Source organism: Pseudomonas sp. 20-5 (genome assembly GCF_056782835.1).
In genome coordinates, this window is sequence record NZ_CM165584.1 from 3,805,248 (window position 1) to 3,831,013 (window position 25,766).

Consider the following 25,766-nt stretch of genomic DNA (forward strand, 5'->3'; position numbering starts at 1 on the left):
CCCCGCATCGCGGGGCTTTTTCTCCTTCGTCACTCAGGCATCCGGGCCGCGCCCTTCGGCGGGCGGCGTCCGCGGCGTGCTGGCGATCCAGTCGCTGAGCAGGTTGTAGGCCACTGCCAGCAGGATCGGGCCGAGGAACAGGCCCATGAAGCCGAACGCCAGCAGGCCGCCGAATACCCCGAGCAGCACCACCACCAGCGGCAGGTTGCCGCCACGGCTGATCAGGTAGGGTTTGAGGATGTTGTCCACCCCGCTGATGATGAAGAAGCCCCACAGGCCGAGGAACACCCCGTGGCCATAGTCGCCCTTGAAGAACAGCCAGGCGGTGGCCGGACCCCAGACCAGCGGCGGGACCATCAGTAGGCTGCAGGCGAAGGTCAGCAGGCCGAGCAGCATGGCTCCCGGTACGCCGGCGATCATGAAGCCGATCCAGGCCAGCAGGGCTTGCGCCGCGGCGGTACCGATCACCCCGTTGACCACCCGCTGTACGGTGCCGGCGACAAGGTCGCGATAGTGCTCCGCGCGGTTGCCGATCAGGCGCTCCAGGGCACGGTGGACGATGGACTCCAGGCGCGGCCCGTCGCGGTAGAAGAAGAAGATCAGGATCAGGCTGAGGACCAGTTCCAGGATCCCTCCGCCGATCTTCGCGCTGCGCGCCAGCAGCCAGTTGCCGACCTCGCCGACATAGGGCTTGAGCACGTAGAAGAACGCCACGCCCTGTTGGTCGATGGAGTCCCACCAGCCGATCAGGCGGTCGCCGATCAGCGGTACGCCGGCCATCCACGAAGGCGGCGGCGGCAGGCCCTCGACCTGGAGATTCTTCAGCAGCTCCATCAGCGAGCGAACGTTGTCCGCCAGGCCGAAGCCGAGCCAGATCAGCGGCAATGCCACCAGGACGATCCAGCCCAGGGTCAGCAGGCCCGCCGCCAGCGACTCGCGGCCACCGAGCAGGCGCGTGAGCATGCGCATCAGCGGCCAACTGGCGAAAGCCAGCACCGCGGCCCAGAACAGCGCCGACCAGAATGGCGCCAGCACCCAGAGACTGGCACCGAGCAGACCGAACAGCAGCACGCGAAGCAACAGCCGATCGTTATCGAACATCAAGGCAGGCCTTCCTCAAAGGGGGATACACCGATAGACAGCGCTCGGCGTGCGCCGTTTCCAGCCGGAGCGTGGGGCGCGGGGGAAAGGCAGTCTACTCTGGCGGGCGGCCTTGCCGAAGGCATTTTCGCCATCGCCCGGGCCCGCAGGCCCGGGCGAACGCGTTCAACGCAGCCAGTTGAGGTGCAGGCCCTCGACCTCCGACTGGCCCAGCTCCATGCGGCTGTTCAGCACGCCCTGCCCGCGCAGGGCGTCGCGCCACTCCTGGGCGTGCTTGCCGGACAGCTCGACCCGCACCCCGGTATCCAGGCGCAGGGTCCGCACCAGCAGCTCCAACCAGGAGCCGGCCGGCTCCGCCGGCACATGGCTGAGGGTCAGTTCGCCGTTGGCCTTGAGCAGGCGCAGCAGGGTCGCCGGGCTCGGCAGCAGTTCCGCCAGCGGCGCATCGGCCTTGAGTTCCTCGGCCTGCAGGTAGGCGCGGCGATTGCCACGGGTGATCGAGTAGACCGCCACCAGGCTGTTCTCCTGCGGCGCCGCCAGACGCACCAGCAGGTAGGCCTGCTGCTCGTCCGGGCCGTACAGCTTGGCATTACCGAACACGGCGTTGGCCAGCAGGCTGCTGGAGCCGCAGTCGCGTCGCTCGCACCAGAACAGCGGCGTGGCGTCGGCCTTGAGCAGCGCGGTGCGCGCCGCGGCGAACGCCTCCTGGCTGCTGTGCTCGGGCGGCAAGCGGTAGGTCAGTGCGGTCAGCTCGCCTTCGGCGCGCACCTCGCCCTCCATGCGCAGGCGACCGCTGATGCGACTGATCGCCCCTAGCGGGTAGATCCGTTCCTCACTCGGCGCCTGACGGAAGTCGACGATCTCGGCGCGCGGGAAGCGCGGCAGGATGTCCAGGTCATGGCTGCCGGGAAGGTCGGCGGCCAGCGCCGAAAAGCTGAAAACGCCCAGGGATAGCAACAGGAACCCTCGCATACCGGCCCTCAACGGGTCAGCATCGACTGGGCGGTACGGATGGCGTCGTCGCCCTCCTTCTCCCGCCGCGGCACCAGCAGTCCGCGCTGCACCGCGGGACGCGCCTCGATGGCGGCGATCCAGCGCTGCAGGTTGTCCAGCCCGTCGACGGCGACACCGGACCAGTCGTGGATGCGCACCCAGGGATAGGTGGCGATATCGGCAATGCTGTAGTCGCCGGCGAGGTACTCGGCCTCGCCCAGGCGCCCGTCGAGAACTTCGTAGAGGCGCCGGGTCTCATGCTGGTAGCGGTCGATGGCGCCCTGCAACTTCTCCGGAAAATAACGGAAGAACACGTTGGCCTGCCCCTGCATCGGGCCGACCCCGCCCATCTGGAACATCAGCCACTGGATCACCCGCGAGCGGCCCTTGACGTCGGTGGGCATCAGTTGCCCGGTCTTCTCGGCGAGGTAGATGAGGATCGCGCCCGACTCGAAGACGGCGAAGTCGTCGTTGTCGCGGTCGACGATGGCCGGGATGCGGCCGTTGGGATTGATCCTGAGGAATTCCGGAGCCTTCTGCTCCTTCTTGTCGAACGACAGCGCGTGCACCCTGTAGGGCAGGCCCATTTCCTCGAGGGCGATGGAAACCTTGTGGCCGTTCGGCGTGGCGGCGGTGTAGAGATCGATCATGCGGTGACTCTCCGTAACGATCCGTCCAGCCTTACGGCTGGACCCGGAATAGTCAAGGAAACAACGGCAAGCCGGTGTTTCAGCGCGCGAAGAAGGCCGCGAAGACCCTGGCCACCGCCTGCGCCCCGGCCTCGTCGTCCAGATGCAGGTGATGCCCGCCCGGCAGGTGGTGCCGCTCGAACGGCAGGGTCTCCAGCAGCGCCCGCATGCGCGGCTCCACCGCCAGCATGCCCTGTTCGGCCAGTACCAGGCTGACCGGGCATTCCACGCTGCGCACGAAGTTCAGCGCGTGGGCCTGGGTCAGGCGCAGCGGCGACGGTAGGGTCAGGCGCGCGTCGGTGCGCCAGGTATAGCCACCGGGCACCGGTTCCAGGCCGCGCTGGGCGAGCAGTTCGGCGGCCTCCCGGGAGATCTCGCCGACCCCGCGCATCCGCGCTTCCACGGCTTTTTCCAGCTCGGCATAGACCGGCTTGCGCTTGTGGCGTAGCGCCAGTTGCGCCTTCAGCGCTTCGCCGAGCTTCTGCGGCGCCTTGTCGGCTTCGCCAGTGTAGGGAATCAGGCCATCGATCAACGCCAGCCGCTCGATGCGCTCGGGCAAGGCCCCGGCGAGCAGCACCGAGACGATGGCGCCCATCGAGTGCCCCAACAGGGAAAAACGCTCCCAGCCCAGTTGCTCGGCCACCATCAGCACGTCCAGCGCGTAGTCCCAGAGCAGGTAGCTGGCGCCCTCGGCACGATGCGCGGAATGCCCGTGGCCGGCGAAGTCGAGGGCGACGATACGCAGCCCGGCGAGCTTCGGCGCCAGGCGCGAGAAGCTCATGGCGTTGTCCAGCCAGCCATGCAGGGCGATCACCGGCTTGCCGTCCGGCGGACCGAACAGATGCGCGGCCAGTTCGATGTGCGGCAGGCTGATGCGTACTTCCTCGACCTGCAGGCTCATGCCGAACGCTCCTCGGTCGCCCGCGACCAGCGATCGAACACGCCTTTCAGCAGTTCGGCGGTTTCCCGCGGGCGCTCCAGCGGGAACATGTGGCCGCCGGGCAGCGACATGAACTCGCCGCGCGGCATCGCCCGGATCAGCCGGGTGTGGTGCGGCAACACCACCTTGCTGTGCCGCCCGCGCACCATCGCCAGCGGCACCTGCAACTGTCGTGGACGCCCCGGACTGCTGTGCGGCACGCTGCGGTAGATGCTGATCTCGGTGGCCGGATCGAAGCGCAGGCGCAGGCCGGAACCGCCGCCGCTGTCGGCCAGCCCGTGGCGTACGTAGGCCTCCAGGCAATCGGGGTCGAAGCGGCGGAACAGCGCCTTGCCGGAGAAGTACGCCCGCGCCTCTTCCAGGTCGGGGAACGCCTCGCGACGCCCCAGGGTGCGCCCGGCCGGAGTGATCCGGTCGATGAAGCCGAAGCGCTTGGCGGCACGGATCACCAGGCGGTCGGCGAGGGTCAGCACCGGCGAATCGAGCATCACCACGCCGCGGTAGAGTTCCGGCCGGCGCAGCGCCGCGTGGTAGTGCAGCACGCCGCCGAGGGAATGGCCGACGCCCCAGACCGGCTGTTCCAGGCTGGCGAGATGGTGCAGCAGTTCGTCCACCAGGTTGTCCCAGTTGTCGTTCACCGGGAAACGCGGGTCGTGCCCGTGCATTTCCAGGTGATCCACCCGGTACTCCGGCGCCAACGCCTCGAACAGCTTGGCGTAGGTAGCCGACGGGAAGCCGTTGGCGTGGGCGAAGAAAACCGATTGCGACATGCGCGACGTCTCGACAGGGCTGATGCCAGGGATTCTCCGGCAGCCTCGCCGAGGCGGCAATGGCTTTGCCGGCTGCCTTGCACGGCGAAGCGGCCAAAACCTCAGGCAGAGCGGACGAGATGCTCGAGGATCGCCGCCGCCACCAGCAGGAACACCACCCCGCAGGCCGCGTCCAGCCAGGGCACCGCGCGCAACAGGCGGGCCTGCAGGGCCGGGCGGGTAAGGGTCAGGCTGAGCAGGCCGAACCAGCAGGCGCCCATGCCGAACAGCAGCGCCGCCACCGCCAGTTTGCCGCCGAGCGACATCTGCGCGGGAATCAGGCTGCCGAGCAAGGCGATGAAGAACACCAGCGCCTTGGGATTGAACAGATTGGTCGCCACTCCGCGCAGCCAGGGCCCCAGGGGCGACGGCGGCAGTGCCCCGTCGAGCCGGCCCGGCTGGCCGTCGCCGCGCCGCAGCCAGGCGCGCAGCGCGCCGACGCCGAGCCAGGCCAGGTACAGCGCGCCGAGCGCCTGCAGGATGGCGAACAGCACAGGCGTACGGCTGAGCAGCAGCGACACGCCGGTCAGCACCAGGGTGGTATGCAGGAGAATCCCGCAGGCCAGCCCCAGCGCGCTGGCCAGGCCGGCCCGCCGCCCCTGGTGCAGGGACGTGCGCACCACCAGGGCGACATCGGGACCGGGGCTGACCAGGGCTATGGCGAACACCGCCGCCAGGGTCAGCAAGACAGACAATTCCTGCATGGCTACTCCACGAAAAAGGGATCGGAAAGGAAAACGCGAATCAGCGCTGGCGCAGGCGCGCCGGCGGTAACCCATAGGTGCGCCGGAACAGACGGCTGAAGTGCGCCTGGTCGTAGAAACCGAACTGCTGGGCCACCTGGCTCAATGGCTGCTCGCCGCGCAGAACCAGCGGCAAGGCGCGCTCCAGGCGCAGTTGGGTCAGCCACTGGTGGGGCGGCAGGCCGCAGTGACGGCGGAAGCGCCGCAGCACCTGCCAGGGGCTCAGGCCGCAGAAGGCGGCCAGTTCCTCCAGGTTCGGCGGGTACTCCAGGCGCGACTCCAGCCAGTCGCGCAGCCGCGTCCAGTCGCGCTGGCCGAAGCCTTCCCGGTCGCCCTCCTCCAGGCGCAGGCTGCTGCCCAGGCTGAGCAGGCAGGCCAGCGCCTGCCAGAGGTGCTCTTCCAAGGCCAGACGGTTCTCCAGCGCCGCCGCTCCGCCGAGCATGCCCAGGTGCAACTGACGCAGGCGCTGCTGCAGACGCTCGTCGCGGACCAGGTTACTGGTCAGACGCGGCGCCCCCCGACGGCCGTCGCTGAAGTCACGGCTGGCGCGCTCCAGCCAGTCGGCATCGAGCGCCAGGACGCGGATACGGTAGCCCTCCTCGCCGGCGCTGCTGCCGTCGTGGATGCTTTCCGGCGCCATCAGCAACGCGTCGCCGGCCCCGGCCAGGCGCCGTTCGCCGCCGGCGGCATAGCGATGCCGGCCCTGCAACAGCAAGCCGATGTGGTACTCCAGGTGGAAGTGCCGGGGAAAGGAAAAGCGGTTGTGCTCGGCGTCTATCAGGCGTACGCCGGGAATCCCGCTGCTGAGATGGGTGATCTGTTCCATCCCGCTACTCTACCGCCCGCGGGACGGAACGATCTTGGACAAAATTGCGGACCGCGCTCAGCCCGCCCTGCCCGCCAATGGCACCACCGCCATGGTCAGGCGGGCGATGCAGCTCGGCTTGCCGTCGTCGCCACTGAGGCGGATGTCCCAGACATGGGTGGTGCGCCCCAGGTGGATCGCCCTGGCCACCGCGGTGACCCGGCCGCTGCGCAGGCCACGCAGGTGGTTGGCGTTCACTTCCAGGCCGACGCAGTAGTACTGGCTGGTATCGACGCACAGGTAGCTGGCCATCGAGCCCAGGCTTTCCGCGAGGACCACCGAGGCGCCGCCATGCAGCAGGCCGAACGGCTGGTGGGTACGCGAGTCGACCGGCATGCTCGCGGTCAGCGACTCGTCGTCGAAGGCTTCGAAGCGGATGCCAAGCAGGTCGCCGATGCTGTTCTTCTGCGAGGCGTTCAGTTGCTCCAGGTCGGGCATTTGTCGCCAGAGGCTCATGGGAATTCCTTGCGCAAGGGGGAAGCCAAGGGCTTCCCGTCGGTGGGAGTCATTCGTGCCAGAGCACGGCCTCGCGGCGTTCCACCCATTCGTGGAAGCGCGAGCCATAGGCACCTTCCACCATATTGCGCTTGATCTTCAAGGTCGGCGTGAGGAAACCGTTGTCCACCGCCCAGGTTTCCTGCACCAGGACCAGGCCGACCAGGCGCTCGTGCTTGTCAAGCGCACCGTTGACCTGTTCCAGGTGCGCCCGCAGGCTGCTTTCCAGCGCCCCGCGGGTCCCGTTGAGGGCCTCCCGGCGACCGACCTCGGAGAGCACGCAGAGCCCCAACGGCGCGCTGAGGCCCTCGCCGACCACGCAGACCTGCTCGATGCGATCGTGTACCGCCAGGCGGTTCTCGATCGGCGCCGGCGCCACGTACTTGCCCTTGCTGGTCTTGAAGATTTCCTTCATCCGCCCGGTCAGGCGCAGGTTGCCTTCGGCGTCCTGCTCGCCCTTGTCGCCGGTGCGCAGGAAACCATCGGCGGTGAGCACCTCTGCGGTCTTCTCCGGCTCCTTGTAGTAGCCGACCATGGTCGCGCCGCTACGCACCTGCACCTCGCCCTCGTCGCTGATGCGTACCTCGACGCCGGGGCTGTTCTGGCCGATCCAGCCGGTCTTCTGCCTGCCGGGCCGGCAGACGTGGGAGTAACCGCTGTTCTCGGTCATCCCGTAGACCTCGAGCACATCCAGGCCCAGGCGGCGATACCAGAGCAGCAGCGCCTCGGGTACCGGCGCCGCGCCGCAGAGCGCGTAGCGCACCGCGTCCAGGCCTAGCCCGGCGAGCACCTTGCGACCGACGATGCGGCCGAGGAACGGCAGCTTCAGCAGGCGGTCGAGCTTCTGCGCCGGCATCTTCGAATACACCCCCATCTGGAACTTGGTCCAGATGCGCGGCACGCCGAACAGCAGGGTCGGCCGCGCACGCTTCATGTCCTCGACGAAGGTGTCCAGGCTTTCGGCGAAGAACACCGTGGTTCCCCCGTAGAGCGACCCCATCTCGACGAACATCCGCTCCGCCACGTGGCACAGCGGCAGGTAGGAGAGCATCCGGTCGTCTTCGCGGGTGCCGAACAGTTCCACGCCGCGGCTGGCGGCGAAGGCGAAACTGCTGAAGTTGTGCATCACCCCCTTGGGCACGCCGGTGGTTCCAGAGGTGTAGATCAGGGTGGCGAGTTGCTCGGCGGCGGTCGGCGTGTCGCCTTCGAGCGGCGCGCAGGCCTGCAGGTCGCTCCACTGGCGGTCGAAACGCCCTTCCGGGTGCAACGGCATGGCCACGGTCGGTATGCCCTCGGGGACTCCGGGCGCCATCGCCGGCCAGTCGTCGAGCTTGCCGACGAAGACCACCGCCGACTCGGAATGCTCCAGCACCTGGCGCGCCGACTCGGCGGTGAGATTGGGATAGAGGGGGACGGAAACGTGCCCGGCCATCCAGATCGCCAGGTCAGTGACGATCCAGTGCGCACAGTTCTTCGAGATGATCGCGATACGGCTGCTGGCGGGGAGATCCAGGCTGCGCAACCAGGCGGCTGCACGCCGCGCCTGGTCGCCCACCTCGCCCCAGCTCAGCTCCTCGACCCGGCCGCCACCGATGGGCTGCACCAGGTAACGCCGTTGCGGATGACGCTTTTCGCGCTCGAAGAAGACTTCGAGCGGCAGACGATTTGCAGTGACCACGTACCGCCTCCGTTGTTGTTGTTCTGGGAGATCGACCAAGCACTTGCTTGGTCGAATATTCCATCACAGCCAACCGCAGGCAAGCCGGGAAATGTTTCGGTTTGTAGTCGTTGTGCCAGGCGCTTCCTAGCCGTGCCGCGGGTGATGCAGCGAGACCAGGGTCATCAGCCCGGCGGCGGCGAAGTCGCCTTCCAGTTCGGCCAGCGAGGCAGTGCTCATCGGCAACGGATCGCGCCGGTTGCCATGCACCAGCAGACCGCCCAGCGCCCCGACCAGGGGCTGGTGGCTGACCAGCAGGAGATTGCGCTCGCTGCGCTCGTCGAGGAAACCGAGCACCTCGCGCGGATCGTCGTCGGGGGTCAACCAGGGCGCGGTGCCGACCGGCTCGACCAGGCCCAGTGCCTCGCGCACCAGCTCGGCGGTCTGCTGGGCGCGCACGTAGGGGCTGGCGAGAATCCCGTCCAGCGGCAACCCGGCCAGCCGCGCGGCGCTCTGCAGCACCTCCTTGCGTCCATGGGCGGTCAGGCGCCGCTCGGAATCCCGGCTGGCGTGCGGTTCGGCCTCGCCGTGGCGCAACAGCCAGAGTTTCACAACTTCGGCTCTTCGTCGCGCGCCGGGTGCGCGGCGGGCGGCACGCTGTGGGCGGCCTCGCCCTCGGCGGCGCGGGCGCTCGGCCAGTCGGCGAACGGCCAGGGTTTCTCGTCGCTGTGGAAGGTACCGAAACGGCCGATCTGCGCCAGGTACTGGCTGAGGCTGTCGCCGAAAGCCATCAGGCTGCCGTTCGGCGCGCCGTAGATCAGTCGGTAGACCAGTTGGATCACCACCACCGCCCCGAGGAGCAGTTCGGCGACCTGCCAGACCAGGACGAACAGCAGCATCCAGAGGATGCGGATGGCGATCGATTCGCGTGCTTGCGGGTCTGCGGACATGGCGGTCTCCTCGTCAGAAGCCGGTGGTGGGAATGAAATCGACGTCGGTCTTCGGCTCGCCGCGCATCAGCAGCTGGATGACCTGCGCCAGGGTGCGGCCTTCGAAGAGGATCGCATGGAGACCGGCGACCAGCGGCATGTACACCTGCATCTCGTCGGACTTTTCCTTGAGTACCTTGAGAGTGTTCACACCCTCCGCGGTCTCGCCCATGCGCGATACCGCCTCCTCCAGGCTGAGCCCCTCGCCAAGGGCGTGGCCGACCTGGTAGTTGCGGCTCTTCGGCGAGGAACAGGTGACGATCAGGTCGCCGACGCCGGCGAGGCCGAGAAAGGTCATCGGGTTGGCACCGAGCTTGACGGCGAACCGGGTCATTTCCGCCAGCGCGCGGGTAATCAGCATGCTGCGGGTGTTCTCGCCCATGTCCATCGCCGCGGCCAGGCCGGCCATGATCGCGTAGACGTTCTTCAGCGCACCGCCGAGTTCCACTCCGAAGCGGTCGCGGCTGGCGTAGACGCGGAAGGTGCGGCCGTGCAGGGCCGCCTGGACGCGGGCGCACAGCTCGTCGTCCTCGCTGGCGACCACCGTGGCGGTCAGCTCGTGCTCTGCGATCTCGCGCGCCAGGTTCGGGCCGGAAATCACCCCGATGCGGGCTTGCGGGGCGATTTCCTCGAGGATCTCACTCATCAGCTTGAAGGTGTGCGCCTCGATGCCCTTGGTCAGGCTCACCAGCAGCTTGTCCGTCAATGCCGCCTGGTGTGGTTGCAGCACCTTGCGCAGGGCGCTGGAGGGCAAGGCGACGAAGATCAGTTGGCAATCGGCCAGGGTGCGCTCCAGGTCGGTGACCGGCTCGACCCCGGGATGCACCTTGACCCCTTTCAGGTAGCGCGGGTTCTCGCGTCGGCTGCGGATCGCCTCGGCCTGCTCCGGGTCGCGCATCCACTGGCGGACCGCCTGGCCGTTCTCGGCCAGCAGGTTGGCGATGGCGGTGCCGAAACTGCCGCCGCCGAGCACGGCAATCGGTTGCTGCTCTGTCATGATTCATCCATTTCTGGCCGCCACGCGGCAATCACGCCATTATACGGTCGGCCAGCCGGCCGACCAGTCTTGACGCCGGCGCTGGCAAAAGCCCGCGCCTCGTTTACCATGCCGGGGCCAGACAATACCTATCGAGAACAAGGTCGTTCCGTGCCCATCGCTTCACGTGCTCCCGCCTCCCTGACCCTGCTGGCCCTGCTGTTCGGCGGCAAGCTCGCGGCCGCCGACCTGTTCAACGATCCCAGCGGCGTTCCCGAAGTATTGACCGCGACACGCCTGAAACAATCCCCAGCGGAAGTTCCCGGCAGCATCAGCGTGCTCGACCGCGAGCTGATCGTCGCCAGCGGCGCCCGCGACATTCCCGAACTGATGCGCCTGGTCCCGGGCATGATGGTCGGCTACCTGTCCGGCAACCAGCCCACGGTCAACTACCACGGCACCAGCATGTCGGGGGCGCGGCGCCTGCAGGTGCTGATCGACGGCCGCTCGGTGTACCGCCCGGGCCTTGCCAGCGTCGACTGGAGCGACCTGCCGCTGGCCCTCGAGGATGTCGAGCGGATCGAAGTGTTCCGTGGGCCGAATACCGTCAGCTACGGCGCCAACGCATTGATGGGGGTGATCAACATCATCACCCGCGCCCCCGGCGAGTCGCCCGGCACGCGCCTGAAGTACACGGCGGGCCAGCGCGGCATCCGCGACTGGTACGCCAGCCAGAGCATCGCCCTGGAAGACAGCGACTTCCGCCTGTCGCTGTCCGGCCAGGAAGACGACGGCTTCGACCGCGACCACGACGGTCACGCCCTGCGCGACGGCCGCCGGCTCAGCCGCTTCAACCTCAACGCCAGCCACAGCCTGGCGCCGAACCAGAGCCTGGAGTGGCAACTGGCGGCCAAGGAAGGCTCGAACCAGCACCCCTACGCCTATCGCTCGCCGTTTCCCCAGGTTCCCGACGACATCGACAACTCCGATACGCTCGCCCACGACTATGCCGGTTCGCTGCGCTGGAATGTCGACCTCGACCCGCGCCACAGCTTCTATATACAAGGCTACGCACAGCACTGGGAGCGCCGGCAGGAATGGAACGCCTGCGAGGCGGCCATTGCCTTCAGCCCGCAACTGGCGCAGCTCTGGGAACTGAACCCGGACTACCTGCGCAGGTTCGCCGACGATCCGACCCGGCTGCCGCCCGGCAGCGCCCAGGAGTTGCAACTGGCGACCCAGGTCCTCGACCAGCTACGCAACGGCGGACTGCGCCCGGTCTGCGGACGGGTCGACCGCAACATCCGGGAAAGCCGCTACGACCTGGAGATGCAGGACACCCTCAGCCTGGGCGACAACCTGCGCCTGCTGAACGGCCTGAGCTACCGCTACGACCAGGCAAACTCCGAGACCTTCTACGGCGGCAGGGTCAGCAGCCAGATCTGGCGGCTGTTCAGCCAATTGGAGTGGCATGCCGGCGAACACTGGCTGCTGCAGGGCGGGGGGATGCTCGAAGACGTCGAGGGCTCCGGCAGTTCGTTCAGCCCGCGGCTGGCGGTGAACTACCTGTTCAACCCCCAGCACAGCCTGCGCGCGGTCTATTCGGAGGCAGTGCGGTCACCGGGCATGTACGAAAACGACGTCGACTGGCGCTACCGGGTCCGCCACCTGACACCGGCGCCCTATGGGCAGAGCGAAGCCTACTACTTCGCCAGCGCCCACGGCCCCGGCGACCTGGGCAAGGAACACACCCGTTCGCGCGAGATCGGCTACAACGGTTTTTTCCGCGAGACCGGGCTGGCCGTGGATGTACGCCTGTTCCACGAGGAAATCACCGGACTGATCAGCGATCCGCTCAGCGTCGTCGACTTCAGTCCCGACAACGGCGATCGCATCCGCTTCTCCGGCGCGGAAGGCCAGCTCGACTGGCGCCTGGGCCTACGCGACCGCCTGCGCGCCACCTACGCCTATCTCGACTACGACGCCACCAGTCGCTACGACCGGCGCCTGACCGCCCGCCACGGCGGCTCGGCCGGCTGGATGCACGACTGGGGCCAAGGCTGGTCCAGCGCCCTCTTCTATTATGGCGACGACTCGCTCAATGGACATCGTTTCGAACGCGTCGACCTGCGCCTGGCCAAGCGCATTCCCCTGGGCAAGGCCGCCCTGGAACTGGCCGGCGTGCTCCAGCAGCGTCTCGACGACGAACCGCTGACGTTTCCCGACAACCGCTACGACAGCCGCCACCTGCTCTACTTCAGCGCCGAGGTGACGTTCTAGATGCGTCGCTTGCGCCCCGCCCGCCGGGCTTTCCAGGCGCTGCTCGCGCTCGTCTTCTGCTGTCTCCCGCATGTCGGCGAGGCCGCGCAACTGGTCCTGGTCAGCGCCAACCAGGGGGCCGCGGTGAACGCCTTTCGCGATGCCCTGGCGCAGCGACGGCCGCAGGACCAGGTGGAACTGCGCACGCCCGCGGCCCTGGCGGAGGGGATGGTCTTCGCCGACGACACCCGCCTGCTCCTGCTCGGCCCCGAGGCCCTGGCCTGGCGCCTGCGCCAGCACCGGGCGCCGCCGACCCTGGCGCTGCTGCTCAACCGGGTCGATGGCCAGCGCCTGCTGCCAGGCGCCAACGGACATGGCGGACACGGCGTCGGAGGTCTCTGCGTACTCTGGAGCGACCCGCCGGCGTCCCGCCAGCTCCGCCTGGCGCGCCTGATCCTGCCGGGCATCCAGCGCATCGGCGTGCTCTACGGCAAGGACAGCGAATTCCTCCTCGACGAGCTTCGCCGCGAGGCCCGCAGCCAGGGGCTCCAGCTGTTCGTCGCCAGCAGCAGCGGCAACGACGACCCGCGCCCGCTGCAGTTCCTGCTCGGCAATAGTGACCTGCTGCTCGGCATCGACGACAAACAGCTGTACAACTCGCAGAGCATCAAGAGCCTGCTGCTCGGCAGCTACGCCAAGAACCGCGCGCTGCTCGGCCCCACCGCAGCCTTCGTCAAGGCCGGCAGCCTGGCGAGCAGCTACAGCGACCAGGAGGATTGGCTGGACACCCTCGACGAATTGCTCGGCCAGGCGCCCAGGCACTGGCCCCTCAGCCTCTATCCAGGGCATTTCAAGGTGCTCGGCAATCGGCAGGTAGCCCGTTCCCTGGGTATCGACCTGGCCAGCGACGCCGACCTCGGCCGGCGCCTCGCCGAAGGAGAAGAACCATGAGCCAGCGCCACGGCTGGGACATCCGTACCCGCATGCTGGCGATCAGCCTGGGCCCGGCGCTGCTGCTGACCCTGTTGCTCACCGCCTACTTCACCTACTCGCGCCTGCAGGACCTGCGCCAGGAACTGACCCATACCGGCCAGTTGATCGCCGACCAGCTGGCGCCGGCCGCCGAATACGGCGTGATCGCCGGCAACACGCCCGTGCTGCAGAAGCTGCTGCAGGCCACCCTCGACACCCCGCATGTGCGCTTCATCGAGGTACGCGACCGCAACGACAATATCCTGGTGTACGTCGAACAGTTGCCCGGCGCGTTGCAGAACGCCGCGCCGATCGACATCTTCCACTCCACCATCCAGCGCCAGCGTATCGCCCTGGCCAGCGACCCGCTGCTGGATGGCGCCAGCGAAGGCGACGGCCAGTCCGGCGAGGACTACCTCGGCCGGGTGGTGGTCGGCATGTCCAACGACGCCTTCAGCCAGCGGCAACAGGAAATCCTCCTGAAGGCCGCCCTGCTGGCCGCCTTCGCCCTGATCCTCACCTTCCTCGTCGCGCGCCGCCTGGCGCAGCGCCTGTCGGCGCCGATCAGCACCATGGGCCAGGCGGTCGAGGCGATCCAGAGCGGCGACTACAAGACCAGCCTGCCGATCCTCGACGACGGCGAGATCGGCGACCTGGCCCGTCACATCAACAATCTCGCCAGCGGGCTGGACCGCGCGAGCCGGGAACAGGAACAGGCGATCAGCCAATTGATCAGCGCCCGCGAGGAAGCGGAGCAGGCGAACCGGGCGAAGTCCGACTTCCTGGCGATGATGAGCCACGAGCTTCGCACCCCGATGAATGGCGTGCTGGGCATGCTGCAACTGCTGGAAACCACCGAGCAGACCCGCGAACAGGCCGAGTACACGGCGCTGGCCACCGAGTCCACCGAACACCTGCTGAAGGTCATCAACGACATTCTCGATTTCTCAAGGATCGAACGCGGCGCGCTGGAACTGGAGTGCATCCCCTTCAACCTGCTGGAACTGGTGCAAGGCTCCGCCCTGGTGTTCCAGCACAGCGCCCAGCAACGCGGACTGGCGCTGGAATTGCAGATCCAGGCCGGCCTGGAGAATATCGAGGTCTGCGGCGATCCGACGCGGATCCGACAGATCCTGGTGAATCTGCTGGGTAATGCGCTGAAGTTCACCGAGGAAGGCGCCATCCATCTCAGCCTGGAGTGGCAGGCTCTCGATCACGACGTACTGTGGCTGACCTGCGCGGTGCACGACAGCGGCATCGGCATCTCGCCGGAACGCCTGGAACATATGTTCGACGCCTTCCAGCAGGCGGATTCGTCGATTTCCCGACGCTACGGCGGCACCGGGCTCGGCCTGGCGATCGCCAGGACCCTGGCGGAACGGATGGGCGGCACCCTGCAGGCAGAGAGCAAGGAAGGCTCGGGATCGACCTTCACCCTGGAGATTCCGCTGCCCTTCCAGCAGTCGCCGGCGCACCGGCAGCAGGCCGCCGGCGACGCCGCCCCGGTCGCCGCCGGTCAGGAAATCCTCCTGGTCGAGGACAATCCGGTGAACCAGACAGTCATAGAAGCCATGTTGCGCAGCCTCGGCTATCGCGTCACCCTGGTCGCCGACGGTATCCAGGCGGTACGCAGCGCCGAGCGCCAGCGCTACGACGCGATCCTGATGGACTGCCGCCTGCCGGTGCTCGACGGCTACTCGGCGACACGGGAAATCAGGGCCCAGGAGAACGGCCGGCAGGTACCGATCATCGCCCTGACCGCCAACGCCCTGCAGGGCGATCGGGAGAACTGCCTGCAGGCGGGAATGAACGATTACCTGGCCAAGCCATTCAAACGGGCGGAATTGCAACGCATACTGCAACGCTGGATCGGCTCGCAGCCGGAACTCCCCGTGACATCGAACGAAACCGGACGAGGGGAGCCGGAATGATCTACGACAAGGGCGGCAAGCGGACGCGGGAATAAAGTGAACATCTGTTCGCCGGACACTGTGACTTTCACCGCAACGCAACAGTCTATGACTAGGCTGCCGCTGCGACGCCGATACAATAACCCGGCGCGACGGCCGCTGGACGAACCGCCACAACCCTGCAGTTCAGGGATTTTTGAGGAGCTCGCATGACCAAACAACACGCCTTCACCCGAGAAGACCTGCTGCGCTGCAGTCGCGGCGAGCTGTTCGGCCCGGGTAACGCGCAACTTCCCGCCCCCAACATGCTGATGATCGATCGCATCGTTCACATCAGCGATGTCGGCGGCAAGTATGGCAAGGGCGAGCTGGTCGCCGAGCTGGATATCAACCCGGACCTGTGGTTCTTCGCCTGTCACTTCGAAGGCGATCCGGTCATGCCCGGTTGCCTGGGCCTGGATGCCATGTGGCAGCTGGTCGGTTTCTACCTCGGCTGGCAGGGCAACCCCGGCCGCGGCCGCGCCCTGGGTTCGGGCGAAGTGAAGTTCTTCGGTCAGGTTCTGCCGACAGCGAAGAAGGTCACGTATAACATTCATATCAAGCGCACGATCAATCGTTCGCTGGTCCTGGCCATCGCCGACGGCACCGTCAGCGTCGATGGCCGCGAAATCTACAGTGCCGAAGGCCTCCGCGTCGGCCTGTTCACCTCCACTGACAGCTTCTAAGGGTTATCCGCATGCGTCGCGTCGTTATCACCGGTCTGGGCATCGTTTCCTGCCTCGGCAATGACAAAGACACCGTTTCCGCCAACCTCCGTGCGGGTCGGCCCGGCATTCGCTTCAATCCGTCCTACGCCGAGATGGGCCTGCGCAGCCACGTTTCCGGTTCGGTCGACCTGAACCTCGAAGAGCTGATCGATCGCAAGGTCTTCCGCTTCATGGGCGATGCCGCCGCCTACGCCTACCTGGCGATGGAGCAGGCGATCAAGGACTCCGGCCTGACTCCGGAACAGATTTCCAACCCCCGCACCGGCCTGATCGCCGGCTCCGGCGGCGCTTCCACCCTGAACCAGATGGAAGCCATCGACACCCTGCGCGAGAAAGGCGTCAAGCGCATCGGCCCATACCGCGTGACCCGCACCATGGGCAGCACCGTATCGGCCTGCCTGGCCACACCGTTCCAGATCAAGGGCGTCAACTACTCGATCTCCTCCGCCTGCGCCACCAGCGCCCATTGCATCGGCCAGGCCATGGAACAGATCCAGTTGGGCAAGCAGGACGTGGTCTTCGCCGGCGGCGGCGAAGAGGAACACTGGAGCCAGAGCTGCCTGTTCGACGCCATGGGCGCCCTCTCCACCCAGTACAACGACACGCCGGAAAAGGCCTCCCGCGCCTACGACGCCAAGCGTGACGGCTTCGTCATCGCCGGCGGCGGCGGCATGGTGGTGGTCGAGGAGCTGGAGCATGCGCTCAAGCGCGGCGCCAAGATCTACGCCGAGATCGTCGGCTACGGCGCCACCTCCGACGGCTACGACATGGTCGCCCCGAGCGGCGAAGGCGCGATCCGCTGCATGCAGCAGGCGCTGGCCACCGTCGACGCGCCGATCGACTACCTGAACACCCACGGCACTTCCACCCCGGTCGGCGACGTCGCCGAGATCCGAGGCGTGCGCGAAGTGTTCGGTGACAAGGCGCCGGCCATCAGCTCGACGAAGAGCCTGTCCGGCCACTCGCTGGGCGCCGCCGGCGTGCACGAGGCGATCTATTGCCTGCTGATGATGGAGGGCGGCTTCATCGCCGGCTCCGCCAACATCGACGAACTCGACCCGGAAGTGGCCGACCTGCCGATTCTCCGCGAGACCCGCGAGAACGCCAAGCTCGATACCGTCATGAGCAACAGCTTCGGCTTCGGCGGCACCAACGCCACCCTGGTCCTCAAGCGCTGGCAGGGTTGATTCCCTCCATCGCCGCATGAAGCGCCCTCCGGGGCGCTTTTTTGTACCCAGCGTTTCTTTACCCGGACTGCATGAACGGGCTAAACCTCCCGCCCTGCCTGCCGATAGTACTGGTCAGCCCCGTCCCTCTTCCTGCCCCCTGGAATCCGCCATCATGTCTTTGCGCAGTATGCCCATCGCGACCCGTGCCGCCCTGAGTTTCGCCCTGATCACCGCTCTGCTGGTCATCACCGGCATCTTTTCCCTGAACCGGATGGGTTCGCTCAACGAAGCCTCTTCGGACATCAGCGACAACTGGCTGCCTAGCGTCCGCGAAAGCGCCGAGTTGAACGTTCTACTCGCCGAACTGCGGCAGGTGCAACTGGCCCATGTGCTGGCGGCGGACGATAGCAGCAAGCGCTTCCTGGAAAGCCGCATGACGGAAATCGGCAAGGAACTGACCGATCGCGAGGGCGCCTACCAACGGCTGATCAGTGGTGCCGACGAGCGCTCGATCTACGAGCGCTACCTGGCTACCCGGCAGACGCTCCTGCAAAGCCAGCAGACCCTGGTGCAGATGTCGCGCAGCAAGCCGCTGGAAGAGACCCGCCAGTACACCGAAAGCACCTTGCTCGACCAGTACCGCGCCACCCAGCAGCAACTGCAGGCGCTGATCGACTTCAACGTCAAGGGCGCCAGCCAGGCCAGCCACACGGCCGATGAGGTCTATGACAGCGCCTTCGCCGCAGTGATCGGCGTACTGCTGGTCGCCGGCCTCGCTACCGTGGTACTGGCCTGGCTGTTCACCCGCAGCATCACCCAACCGATCGGCGAGGCGCTGCGAGTGGCCGAGGTGATCGCTTCCGGCGACCTCACCAGCCGCATCGACACCTCTGGCCGCGACGAACCGGCCAAGCTGCTGGTCGCCCTCCAGGGCATGCAGGCACAACTGCGCCAGACCATCCAGCAGATCGGCAGCTCGGCGACCCAACTGGCCTCCGCCGCGGAGGAACTCAGCGCCGTCACCGAGCAGGGCAACCGCTCGCTGACCCAGCAGAACGACGAAATCCAGATGGCCGCCACCGCGGTCAACGAGATGACCGCCGCCGTCGAGGAAGTGGCGCGCAACGCCAGCTCCACCTCGGACGCCTCGTCCGCCTCCGAGCAATCGGCGCAGAACGGACGCCAGCGGGTACTGGAGACGGTCCAGGCGATCCGCCTGATGAGCGAAGAAGTGGACAATACCTCGGCGCTGGTCGGCGGCCTGGCGGAAAAGGCCCAGGACATTTCCAAGGTCCTCGACGTAATCCGCGGTATCGCCGAACAGACCAATCTCCTGGCGCTCAACGCGGCCATCGAGGCGGCTCGCGCCGGCGAGCAGGGCCGCGGTTTCGCCGTGGTCGCCGACGAGGTTCGCGCCCTCGCCCATCGCACCCAGGAATCCACCCGCGAGATCGAGCAGATGATCGCCAACATCCAGGAAGGCACCGGCGCCGCGGTCGGCGCCATGGACAGCAGCAGCGTACGCGCCCGCAACATGCTGGAGATCGCCGAAGCCGCCGGCCTGGCGCTCAACGAGATCGCGGAGCGGGTCGGCCAGATCAACGAGCGTACCCTGGTGATCGCCAGCGCCTCCGAGCAGCAGGCCCAGGTGGCCCGCGAGGTCGACCGCAACCTGGTGAACATCCGCGACATCTCGCTGCAGACGTCCGCCGGCTCCAACCAGACCGCAGCCGCCAGCCAGGAACTGTCGCAACTGGCCATCGACCTGAACAACATGGTCACCCGCTTCGTCGTCTGACCATGCCGTGCGCCGTCTCACGGCGGCGCACTTCCTCCGGTTGCCCAGCGTGGAGCCCGGGTTTTACCATGAAACCCGATCCTCTCCCCCTCCGGAGCCGCCCAGATGGTCAAGCGCACCAGCCACAAGCAAGCCAGTTGTCCAGTCGCCCGCCCGCTGGACGTGATCGGCGACGGCTGGTCGATGCTCATCGTGCGCGATGCCTTCGAAGGACTGACGCGCTTCGGCGAATTCCAGAAGAGCCTCGGCCTGGCCAAGAACATCCTGGCGGCGCGCCTGCGCAACCTGGTGGAGCACGGCGTGATGGTGGCGGTCCCGGCCGAAAGCGGCAGTCACCAGGAATACCGCCTGACTGACAAGGGACGCGCGCTCTTCCCCCTGCTGGTGGCGATTCGGCAGTGGGGCGAGGACTATTTCTTCGCCCCGGACGAATCCCATGTCCGCCTGGTCGAGCGCGACAGCGGCCAGCCGGTGCCGCGCCTGCAGGTACGCGCCGGCGACGGCAGTCCGCTCGCCGCGGAAGATACCCGGGTCAGCAGGGACTGATCGAAGGACGAACAGGCTACCGTCGGCATCCGTTCGTACGCCGCCCAAACGGCGGATAACCGCAGGCGGTTATCCGCCCTACCGCACGCAGGCAACCCTTGCCCGGTAGAGCGAATGGCGCCCCCGCGTTATCCACGCCACACAAGAAAACCAGCGCTTTGCATGGCTCGCGCTCAGCGCACGTCGAAGGATTTCTCCGCCAGCAGGCGATCGCCCTGGAACACCATCAACCGCCATTCGCCCTTCACCACTTCGTGCGGCTCGGTGAATTCGTAGGCCATGACATCGGTCGGCGCGCCCGGCACCAGCTTCTGCACCACTTCGAACTTGTCATGCCGCTGACCATCCGGAGTGACCACGCCCGGGGTGAGGTAGAGCAGCGTCAAAGGCGTATCGCCTTCCTGCTTGCCGCTGAGTTGATAACGCATGCCGAACTTGGTGCCGAGCTTGGCCGGGACTTCGGTGGTCTGCTGGATGTTCTGCTCGCCACGGGTCAATACCCGTTCGCCGGGCTGGAAATCCTGGTAGCGGCTTTCGAACACGCCATATTCGATGGGGCCGTCGATACGCACCTCGGCCTGCGCCGCCACGGCGACGCCGGCGCCGAGCAGGAAGACGGAACGACTGATGCAAGAACGGATGAAGGACATGACTCACTCCTGGATGGGACTGGCGCGAGCCTATGACGCCGGCATGACAGACTGATGACGAATCCGGGTTATTCGCCTCGCGGATCGGCGGGCTGGCGCGGCAGCACCGCCAGGAAGTTGTCCCGCGCCACCTGGCGAGCGACCTGCTCGGGCAAGGCGTCGAGGAACGGATCGAAGCTCGCCATCAACTCGGGCAGGCTGTCGAACTGGCCGACCACATCGGAACCGAGCATGAAGCGTTGCGGAAACCGCTCGACCAGTGCCAGCCACTGCGGATCGGGCTTGCCCTGCTCGTCCAGCAGGTACGGGCGCAACACCGACCAGGACAGGTCGATGTAGAGGTTCGGGTAGCGCTGTAGCAGACGCCGAAGGGTCGGCAGGAGGAAGTCCAGTTTCTTCTGGTGGCGATGGATCTCCATGCTGGTCCCGGCATGGGCCCAGATGAACCGCACATGCGGGTGATTGCGCAGGGGCTCCTCGATTTCCGCCAGGTACAGCGGGTTGCGTTCGCGCTTGGAAGTGACGTTGGCGTGCAGCAACACCGGCAGGTCGAATTCGGCGGCCAGGTGATAGACCCGCGCCAGCGCCTCGTTGTTGGCCCTCGGCACGTCGCCGTAGGTCAGCGCGGTGAGGTCGTCGTGACGGGTAAAGATCTCGCCGATGCCCTGCCAGAGTCCCGGGTCCAGCTCCAGCATGCGACGGATGTGCGCGTCGGCGTTCTTGTCGGTCGGGTTGAAACCGGTCAGGAACGGATGCACGCGCCGCCGCTGCTCGGCTGGCAGGGATTTCACCGCCGCCGCCACGATCACGTCGGTGGCGCTGTACCAATAGGCTCCGGCATCGTCACCAGCGTAGTAGCGCGGCCGCTTCGGCTCGTCCTCGTGCCATTTCTTGGCGACCGCGACGCCGCTGAGCATCACATGGTCGACCCGGCCTTTGTCCATCGCCTCCAGCAGCCGCGGCATGCCTTCGCTTTCCTGGAAGAAATCCACATAGTGCACGTGAGCGTCGCTGTAGCGATAATCCCTGGCATGGGTCAAGGATGTCACCAGGGACAGGGCGAACAATGTCGAAAACAGGGCACGCGTACGGGGGCCAGCCATGGCATTCCTCCTGATAGGCCTGAGTGAACATAGACCGCTGCCGCTCGGCCAGGGTTCGCCGCTCCGCTGGCTGGCCCTGCTGTTCGGCCTGCTGGCCTGGCATGCCGGGGCTGGCGAACGGGTGATCTATCCGCGCCACTCCGAAGGGCGCAACCCCGAACCCTACGTCGTCGAGCTGCTGCAACTGGCGCTGGCCAGGAGCGGCGGCGACTACCGCCTGGAGCCCAGCGCGCAGCCCATGCCGCAGTCCCGTGCGCAACTGCGCCTGGAGCAGGACGATCCGGGCCTGCAGGTGATGTGGGCGCAGTCCCGCGACGACCTGGAAGAGACCCTGCTGCCGATCCGCATTCCGATCTATCGCGGCCTGATCGGCTGGCGCATCCCCCTGGTCAGCGCCGCCAACAAGGATCTCCTGGCCTCGGCGCGGACCCTCGACGATCTCCGCCGCCTGCGCTTCGGCCAGCGCCAGGACTGGGCCGACACACCGATCCTGCGCGCCAACGGCCTGGAGGTGAAGACCAGCCAGAACTACGAGAGCCTGTTCCGCATGCTCGATGCCGGCCGCTTCGAGGTCTTCCCCCGCGAGGTCGTAGTGATCGACGGAGAACTGGAGGACGCCTCCCGCGCCGGGCTGCACCTGGCGATCGACCAGCACGTGGCCCTGCACTACCCCGCGGCCTTCTATTTCTTCGTTTCGCGTCAACGCCCGGAACTGGCCGAGGCCATTCGCCAGGGCCTGGAGAAGGCGATTGCCGACGGTAGCTTCGAACGGCTGTTCGAGCGACATTTCAAGACGCGGCTGGGCAAGCTTGCCCTTCGGCAGCGGAGAATAATCGAGCTGAAAAACCCCTATCTTCCAGGAAAAACTCCTTTTCAGCGCGAGGCGCTCTGGTACCGGCCGTGAGCTAGAATGAAGCCCTCACGCCACCACCGATGTCCAGCATGTCCCGTAACGCCCCGTACCGCCTCGACGACCAGATCGGCTTCATCCTGCGCCAAGCCAACCAGCGCTATGCGGCGTTGTTCGCCAATGGCATCGGCAACGGCCTGACCCCCACCCAGTGGGCCGCCCTGGTCCGCCTCGGCGAGACCGGACCCTGCCCGCAGAACCAGCTCGGCCGACTCACCGCCATGGACGCCGCGACCATCAAGGGCGTCGTCGAGCGCCTGGACAAACGGGGACTGATCCAGCGCAGCGCCGATCCGGACGACGGCCGGCGCCTGCTGGTCAGTCTCAGTCCTGCCGGACGCGCCGAACTCGAGGCCGGCCTGGCGGCCGCCCGCGAGATCAACCGGCAGGCCTTGGCCCCCCTCTCCCCGCAAGAACAGGAAACCCTGCGCGGGTTGCTCGCTCGCCTGACCTGAGGCCATTGCGGTCTATCCTTTTGTCCGCGTTGCGTCGCCCGGAGCTGCGCCTTTCGTCGTAGCGGCCTGCCATTGACAGTTCGCCGCAGGCGTTCATAACATGTTTGTATACAAACAAATTCCCGCATAGCCGCATGCTACCAGGCACGGCTGACGGGATATCCGCCTGATGAACAGCCATGCCGCCGGCATGGGGAGAAACCGCCATGAGCGATGCCCTTGCCCTGACCGTCAACGGTCAGTCCCTGCGCCTCGATGTCGCCCCCGATACCCCCCTGCTCTATGTCCTGCGCAACGACCTGCAACTGAACGGTCCCAAGTTCGGCTGCGGCCTCGGCGAGTGCGGCGCCTGCACCGTGCTGATGGATGGCGTCGCCACCCGCTCCTGCATCACCCCAGTGGAGGCCGCCGTAGGCCGCCGGGTGGTTACCCTCGAAGGACTCGGCGATGCCGCCCATCCCCATCCGCTGCAACAGGCCTTCATCGACGAACAGGCCGCCCAATGCGGCTACTGCATCAACGGCATGGTGATGACCGCCAAGGCGTTGCTGGATCGCAACCCGAACCCCAGCGACGGCGAGATCCGCCAGGAATTGGCCTACAACCTGTGTCGCTGCGGCACCCATGTGGAGATTCTCAAGGCCGTGCGGCGTGCCGCCGAGAGCCTGAAGGAGCATCAGGAGGAGCACCCGGCATGAGCCTGGCCAATCCCTCGCGACGCGGCTTCCTCAAGGCCGGCGGCCTGCTGCTGGTCACCGTCAACCTGCCCGCCCCGCTGCTCGCCCTTGCCGAGCAGGGCGCCACCGACCTGCCGCTGGACCAGGTCGACTCGTTCATCGCCATTGCCGCGGACGGCAAGGTCACCGCCTTCTGCGGCCACGTCGACCTTGGTACCGGCATCCGCACGGCACTGGCGCAGATCGTCGCCGAAGAGTTGGACGTCGCGTTCGAGCAGGTCGAGATGATCCTCGGCGACACCCGTCGCACACCGGACCAGGGGCCGACCATCGCCAGCGCCAGCATCCAGGTCAGCGCCGTGCCGCTGCGCCAGGCCGCCGCCGAAGCCCGGCGCTTCCTCCTGCGCCAGGCCGGAAGCCATTTCCCGGTGCATCCGGACAGCCTGCGCAGCGAAAACGGCCAGGTCTTCGCCGCCGCCAATCCGCAGCGACGGATCGGCTACGGCGAGTTGCTGCGAGGCCAGCGCTTCAACCTGAACATCGACGGCAAGGCGCCGCTCAAGCCGCGCAGCGAGTACCGTCTGGTCGGCAAGCCGGTGCGTCGGGTGGACATCCCGGCGAAGCTGACCGGTCAACTGACCTATGTCCACGACATGCGCTTGCCCGGCATGCTGCATGGACGAGTGGTACGCCCGCCCTATACCGGCGCGGATGTCAGCGCCCCGCTCGGCAGCGGCCTGCTGGCGGTGGACGAAAGCTCGGTCGCCGGGCTGCCGGGGCTGGTCAAGGTGGTCGTGATCGGCGACTTCGTCGGCGTGGTCTGCGAACGCGAGGAGCAGGCGATCCGCGCCGCGCGCCAGCTCAAGGTGCGCTGGAAGGACTGGCAGGGCCTGCCGCCGCTGGAACCCGACCGGCTCGAGGACACGCTTCGCCGGCATCCGAAGAAGCCACGCACGCTGCACGACTCGCCCGGTCTCGAGCAGCACCTCGCGGGCATCGCCCGGCCGCTGTCGGCCACCTATGTCTGGCCCTACCAGTTGCATGCCTCCATCGGCCCTTCCTGCGCCCTCGCCGAGGTCGATGCGCAGCGCGCTCGCGTCTGGTCCGGCACGCAGAACCCGCACGACCTGCGCAACGACCTGGCCAGGCTGCTGCAGCGCGAGACCGGGGACATCGAGGTGATCCGCATGGAAGCCGCCGGCTGCTACGGACGCAACGGCGCCGACGACGTCAGCGCCGACGCCGTGCTCCTGGCGCAGGCGGTGGGCCGGCCGGTGCGGGTACAACTGATGCGCGAACAGGAACATGGCTGGGAACCGAAAGGCACCGCGCAACTGATCGAGGTCCGCGGCGGTCTCGACGAGCAAGGCCGGGTGGCGGCCTACGACTTCGCCACCTGCTACCCCTCCAACGGTGCGCCGACCCTGGCCCTGCTCCTCACCAGGCGGATCCCGGCCACCCCGCAGGTGGCCGACATGGGCGACCGCACCGCGATCCCGCAATACCGCTACCCGCGGATGCGGGTGGTGGCCAACGACGCCGCCCCCATCGTCCGCGCGTCCTGGATGCGCGGCGTCTCGGCGCTGCCGAACGTGTTCGCCCATGAGTCCTACGCCGACGAACTGGCGCACCTGGCCGGCATCGACCCCATCGCCTTCCGCCGCCGCTACCTGGACGACCAGCGCGCCCTGGCGCTGATCGACGCCCTGGTCGCCCGCGCCGGCTGGCAGCCACGCACCTCCCCCAACCCAGAGGCGCGCCGGGACGGCTTGCTGAAGGGACGCGGCTTCGCCTATGCGCGCTACTTCCACAGCAAGTTTCCCGGTTTCGGCGCCGCCTGGGCCGCCTGGATCGTCGACGTCGAGGTGAACCCGGAGAACGGCGCGGTGCGCGTCGCCAAGGTCTGGGTCGCCCATGACTGCGGGCAGATGGTCAATCCCGATGGGGTCAGGCACCAGGTCCACGGCAACGTCATCCAGTCCACCAGCCGGGTACTCAAGGAGTTCGCCACCTTCGACCGCCGCGGCGTCACCAGCCTGGAATGGGGCGGCTACCCGATCCTCGGCTTCCCCGAACTGCCGGAGATCGACGTGCTGCTGCTCGACCGCCCCGAGCAGCCACCGATGGGCGCTGGCGAGTCAGCCTCGGTGCCCAGCGCCGCGGCCATCGCCAATGCGATCTTCGACGCTACCGGGGCGCGCCTGCGACAGGTGCCGTTCACTCCGGAACGCGTACTCGCGGCGCTGCGCAGCGCGCGGGCCTGATCCTTTTCCCCGGGGCGCCGCGGCGCCCC

25 protein-coding genes are annotated in these 25,766 nt (G+C 67.3%); 11 read left to right on the top strand and 14 right to left on the bottom strand.

Annotated features, from left to right (window positions below; genetic code table 11):
- Positions 1-33: 33 nt before the first annotated feature.
- From AC1RB9_RS17450 to AC1RB9_RS17505, 12 genes are all read right to left on the bottom strand, one after another.
- Positions 34-1,101 carry an AI-2E family transporter gene (locus tag AC1RB9_RS17450; RefSeq protein ID WP_003097861.1) on the bottom strand — a complete coding sequence of 356 codons (1,068 nt, stop codon included), beginning with the start codon at positions 1,099-1,101 and terminating at the stop codon, positions 34-36.
- 165 nt (positions 1,102-1,266) lie between these two features.
- A complete protein-coding gene (locus AC1RB9_RS17455) occupies positions 1,267-2,073 on the bottom strand; it encodes a DUF4892 domain-containing protein (protein ID WP_003097863.1) in 807 nt (268 codons plus the stop codon).
- 8 nt (positions 2,074-2,081) lie between these two features.
- On the bottom strand, positions 2,082-2,744 hold the full coding sequence (locus AC1RB9_RS17460) for a glutathione S-transferase family protein (RefSeq protein ID WP_003114590.1): 663 nt from the start codon (positions 2,742-2,744) through the stop codon (positions 2,082-2,084).
- Between the two features lie 79 nt (positions 2,745-2,823).
- The gene (locus tag AC1RB9_RS17465; protein WP_003097867.1) at positions 2,824-3,684 is read right to left on the bottom strand and encodes an alpha/beta fold hydrolase; all 861 of its coding nucleotides are present in this window, start codon (positions 3,682-3,684) and stop codon (positions 2,824-2,826) included.
- On the bottom strand, positions 3,681-4,493 hold the full coding sequence (locus AC1RB9_RS17470; RefSeq protein WP_003097869.1) for an alpha/beta fold hydrolase: 813 nt from the start codon (positions 4,491-4,493) through the stop codon (positions 3,681-3,683). The genes AC1RB9_RS17465 and AC1RB9_RS17470 overlap by 4 nt, the downstream gene beginning before the upstream one ends.
- Positions 4,494-4,594: 101 nt before the next feature.
- Complete coding sequence (locus tag AC1RB9_RS17475) at positions 4,595-5,236, bottom strand: LysE family translocator (protein WP_003122890.1); 642 nt, start codon at positions 5,234-5,236, stop codon at positions 4,595-4,597.
- A gap of 40 nt (positions 5,237-5,276) precedes the next feature.
- Entirely contained in the window at positions 5,277-6,101 is an 825-nt protein-coding gene (locus AC1RB9_RS17480) for an AraC family transcriptional regulator (RefSeq protein WP_003449893.1), read from the bottom strand.
- Between the two features lie 57 nt (positions 6,102-6,158).
- The gene (locus AC1RB9_RS17485) at positions 6,159-6,596 is read right to left on the bottom strand and encodes a hotdog fold thioesterase (protein ID WP_003120433.1); all 438 of its coding nucleotides are present in this window, start codon (positions 6,594-6,596) and stop codon (positions 6,159-6,161) included.
- Positions 6,597-6,645: 49 nt separating this feature from the next.
- Positions 6,646-8,313, bottom strand: coding sequence for an AMP-binding protein (locus tag AC1RB9_RS17490; RefSeq protein WP_003449892.1), 1,668 nt, complete (start codon positions 8,311-8,313; stop codon positions 6,646-6,648).
- 126 nt (positions 8,314-8,439) lie between these two features.
- Complete coding sequence (gene sixA / locus AC1RB9_RS17495; protein ID WP_003117751.1) at positions 8,440-8,904, bottom strand: phosphohistidine phosphatase SixA; 465 nt, start codon at positions 8,902-8,904, stop codon at positions 8,440-8,442.
- The gene (locus tag AC1RB9_RS17500) at positions 8,901-9,242 is read right to left on the bottom strand and encodes a DUF4389 domain-containing protein (RefSeq protein WP_003097882.1); all 342 of its coding nucleotides are present in this window, start codon (positions 9,240-9,242) and stop codon (positions 8,901-8,903) included. The genes sixA and AC1RB9_RS17500 overlap by 4 nt, the downstream gene beginning before the upstream one ends.
- Before the next feature lie 13 nt (positions 9,243-9,255).
- Positions 9,256-10,278: an NAD(P)H-dependent glycerol-3-phosphate dehydrogenase gene (locus AC1RB9_RS17505; protein WP_003097883.1), complete on the bottom strand. Its 1,023-nt coding sequence runs from the start codon at positions 10,276-10,278 to the stop codon at positions 9,256-9,258.
- Between the two features lie 150 nt (positions 10,279-10,428).
- Here AC1RB9_RS17505 and AC1RB9_RS17510 point away from each other — a divergent pair, with 150 nt between their 5' ends.
- From AC1RB9_RS17510 to bosR, 7 genes are all read left to right on the top strand, one after another.
- Positions 10,429-12,537 carry a TonB-dependent receptor plug domain-containing protein gene (locus AC1RB9_RS17510; protein ID WP_003097885.1) on the top strand — a complete coding sequence of 703 codons (2,109 nt, stop codon included), beginning with the start codon at positions 10,429-10,431 and terminating at the stop codon, positions 12,535-12,537.
- A 171-nt stretch (positions 12,538-12,708) separates the two neighbouring features.
- Complete coding sequence (locus AC1RB9_RS17515; protein ID WP_003120435.1) at positions 12,709-13,467, top strand: ABC transporter substrate-binding protein; 759 nt, start codon at positions 12,709-12,711, stop codon at positions 13,465-13,467.
- A complete protein-coding gene (locus tag AC1RB9_RS17520) occupies positions 13,464-15,419 on the top strand; it encodes an ATP-binding protein (RefSeq protein WP_003097889.1) in 1,956 nt (651 codons plus the stop codon). Before AC1RB9_RS17515 ends, AC1RB9_RS17520 begins: the two co-directional genes overlap by 4 nt.
- A 188-nt stretch (positions 15,420-15,607) precedes the next feature.
- Complete coding sequence (gene fabA / locus AC1RB9_RS17525; RefSeq protein ID WP_003087475.1) at positions 15,608-16,123, top strand: 3-hydroxyacyl-[acyl-carrier-protein] dehydratase FabA; 516 nt, start codon at positions 15,608-15,610, stop codon at positions 16,121-16,123.
- An 11-nt stretch (positions 16,124-16,134) separates the two neighbouring features.
- Positions 16,135-17,352 (top strand): beta-ketoacyl-ACP synthase I, encoded by a 1,218-nt coding sequence (gene fabB / locus AC1RB9_RS17530; RefSeq protein ID WP_003097892.1) that lies wholly within the window; start codon positions 16,135-16,137, stop codon positions 17,350-17,352.
- 154 nt (positions 17,353-17,506) lie between these two features.
- A complete protein-coding gene (locus tag AC1RB9_RS17535; RefSeq protein ID WP_003097894.1) occupies positions 17,507-19,132 on the top strand; it encodes a methyl-accepting chemotaxis protein in 1,626 nt (541 codons plus the stop codon).
- Positions 19,133-19,237: 105 nt separating this feature from the next.
- A complete protein-coding gene (bosR, locus tag AC1RB9_RS17540) occupies positions 19,238-19,678 on the top strand; it encodes a biofilm oxidative stress transcriptional regulator BosR (protein WP_003087468.1) in 441 nt (146 codons plus the stop codon).
- A gap of 173 nt (positions 19,679-19,851) precedes the next feature.
- Here bosR and AC1RB9_RS17545 read toward each other — a convergent pair whose 3' ends face one another.
- Entirely contained in the window at positions 19,852-20,328 is a 477-nt protein-coding gene (locus AC1RB9_RS17545; protein ID WP_003449891.1) for a DUF3859 domain-containing protein, read from the bottom strand.
- A 68-nt stretch (positions 20,329-20,396) separates the two neighbouring features.
- On the bottom strand, positions 20,397-21,431 hold the full coding sequence (locus AC1RB9_RS17550; protein WP_003097898.1) for an amidohydrolase family protein: 1,035 nt from the start codon (positions 21,429-21,431) through the stop codon (positions 20,397-20,399).
- Here AC1RB9_RS17550 and AC1RB9_RS17555 point away from each other — a divergent pair.
- From AC1RB9_RS17555 to AC1RB9_RS17570, 4 genes are all read left to right on the top strand, one after another.
- A complete protein-coding gene (locus AC1RB9_RS17555) occupies positions 21,430-22,335 on the top strand; it encodes a substrate-binding periplasmic protein (RefSeq protein WP_003120437.1) in 906 nt (301 codons plus the stop codon). The two genes, AC1RB9_RS17550 and AC1RB9_RS17555, sit on opposite strands and share 2 nt — an antisense overlap.
- A 38-nt stretch (positions 22,336-22,373) precedes the next feature.
- On the top strand, positions 22,374-22,796 hold the full coding sequence (locus AC1RB9_RS17560; protein WP_003120438.1) for a MarR family winged helix-turn-helix transcriptional regulator: 423 nt from the start codon (positions 22,374-22,376) through the stop codon (positions 22,794-22,796).
- 206 nt (positions 22,797-23,002) lie between these two features.
- Positions 23,003-23,494, top strand: coding sequence for a (2Fe-2S)-binding protein (locus tag AC1RB9_RS17565; RefSeq protein ID WP_003097907.1), 492 nt, complete (start codon positions 23,003-23,005; stop codon positions 23,492-23,494).
- Positions 23,491-25,737: a xanthine dehydrogenase family protein molybdopterin-binding subunit gene (locus tag AC1RB9_RS17570; RefSeq protein ID WP_003449883.1), complete on the top strand. Its 2,247-nt coding sequence runs from the start codon at positions 23,491-23,493 to the stop codon at positions 25,735-25,737. The genes AC1RB9_RS17565 and AC1RB9_RS17570 overlap by 4 nt, the downstream gene beginning before the upstream one ends.
- The last annotated feature ends 29 nt before the right edge of the window (positions 25,738-25,766 follow it).